Source organism: Mycolicibacterium pyrenivorans, assembly GCF_025821625.1.
Classification (GTDB): domain Bacteria; phylum Actinomycetota; class Actinomycetes; order Mycobacteriales; family Mycobacteriaceae; genus Mycobacterium; species Mycobacterium pyrenivorans.
Genome location: NZ_JACKSH010000216.1, coordinates 1 through 2050, shown reverse-complemented (window position 1 = coordinate 2050; position 2050 = coordinate 1). Strand labels below are relative to the sequence as shown.

Annotated in this window: 1 pseudogene; it reads left to right on the top strand. The window is 70.6% G+C overall.

Annotated features, from left to right (window positions below):
• Nucleotides 1-1484 precede the first annotated feature (1484 nt).
• Nucleotides 1485-2050: pseudogene (locus tag H7I57_RS23995) on the top strand (hypothetical protein); the annotation flags it as partial.

Genomic DNA, 2050 nt, shown 5'->3' with positions numbered 1-2050 from the left:
TATGGCGAAGGCGGGCTCCTCGAGTTCGCCCGCCGGGTCGGGTTCAGCGTCGCCCAGGCCGCCACTCCGGGCCATAACGGCACCTTCGACGGTGTCGGNTCGGGCGGGCAGGTCGACGCGCTGACCGCCAGCCTCATCACCCACACCGTGCGAGAACCGTTGCAGCTGTGGAACTTCGGTCAGGTCGTCGATCGGGTGGGTGGATGCGGCGCCGCCTGGTCGGCGGCCGTCAATCGCGGTGCACCCGATGGACCGATCCGTGCCATGCAGTCCTGCGGCAACGCAGTGTCCTACGCCCAGCACCTCGACGGCACCAACATCTGGGTCGGCCTGGTGTTCGTTGTGGTTGCGCTGCTGCTGGGGGCCTTCATGGTGCTCTCGGGCTGGGCNGTGCTCAAGGTGTCNGTCAAGGCGATCTACACAACGGTGATCCTGCTGCCGACGCTGTGGCTGGGAGCCATCCCCGGTGCCCCCCAGCGTCCGCCATCGAGGTCCTGGTCTACATCATCTTCGTCAGCGTCATGGGCCTGGCGGTGGAGTCAATCGTCGCCGGCCGGCTCCCCGCACAACTGGGCGGCACCAACCCGTTCGCGCACGTGCTGATGATGGGCGCAGTCTCGGTCGCGGCGATGATGCTGCTGCGCTACATCCGCGCCGACCTGTCGGCCGAACGCCCCGGACCCGGCCTGTTCCGCCAGGCCGGCAGTGTCGCCCTTGGCATGGGGATGCACGCCGCGATCGGCGGTGTCGGCGGTGCCGCCGCGGCCGGGGCCAAGGGACTGGGATCGCGACTGCGCAGCCGCGGCGACACCACCCCGTGGGACCAGCTCGACGCCCAGGCCGCCGACGCCCGCCAAGTCCACGGCGGACCTCAGCCAGGTTTTGAACCGGTCCCCACCGGCGGCAACGGGGCAAGCTCGGGCGGCGAAGGCGGCTCCGCGTCCGGCGCACAGCAACCCCCGGCCGGCGGTATCGACCCCGGCGGCGCAGCACACCCCGCCCCGGCGGGCGGTGGGGAGCCGGCACTGTCAGCGCCGCCGCCGACCGGCGGGGGAATCCAGGGCGTGCTCAGCGGCTTCGATAACGCCCGCGCCGCAGTCCCGGCCACCCGCCACTCTGCCCCGGCTCCCAGCGGGTCTCCGCCTGCGACCTTTGAGCTGCCCGGGGAGGCCCCGGGAGGGTTCGGCGGGGCGGCGACATCTCTGCCTGCGATGNCCGACCTCCCCGAGGCGCGNTACCTCGACGAGGTTCCGCCACCCCCGGAGCCGCCGCACGACGACGAGGAGTTTCCACCACCCGACGACGAGCCAGGACCTTCCTCCGGGCCACCGACTACCGTCAATCCCATCACCAACACGTAGCCAAGCAGGGGAGAAGCGCCACCCATGACCTCGCCGACCGAACAGCGCCGCGCGTTCNCCGGGCCACCGACTACCGTCAATCCCATCACCAACACGTAGCCAAGCAGGGGAGAAGCGCCACCCATGACCTCGCCGACCGAACAGCGCCGCGCGTTCGACGCCGCGATGGACAGCTACCGCTCCGGGGACCGCGCCACCGCACTGNGCATCTTNACCCGCNTCACCGCCGACAANCCCGCCATGTCGGACGCCTGGCTGGGTCGCCTGGCGTGCGGAGACCAGGAACTCGACACCCTGGCCGGCGCGCACGAGAACTCCCGGGCGCTCTACCGCGAAACCCGCCGCATCGGTCTCAAGGCCGGCGANGCGTGCGGAGACCAGGAACTCGACACCCTGGCCGGCGCGCACGAGAACTCCCGGGCGCTCTACCGCGAAACCCGCCGCATCGGTCTCAAGGCCGGCGAGCTTCACGCCGTGATCGTGGCACCGCTATACCTGACGCTTCCGGTGTGGTCACGGGCCACGTTGGCTCTGGCCTACGCCTCAGCACTCATCCGCGCCGAACAGTACGCCCAAGCCGCGTCACTGCTCGACCACCCGGCCATCACCGAGGACACCCAAGCCGCCCAATGGCGTCAATTCATCACCGCCACACTGCACTACCGCACCCGGCGTTGGCCGGATCTGCT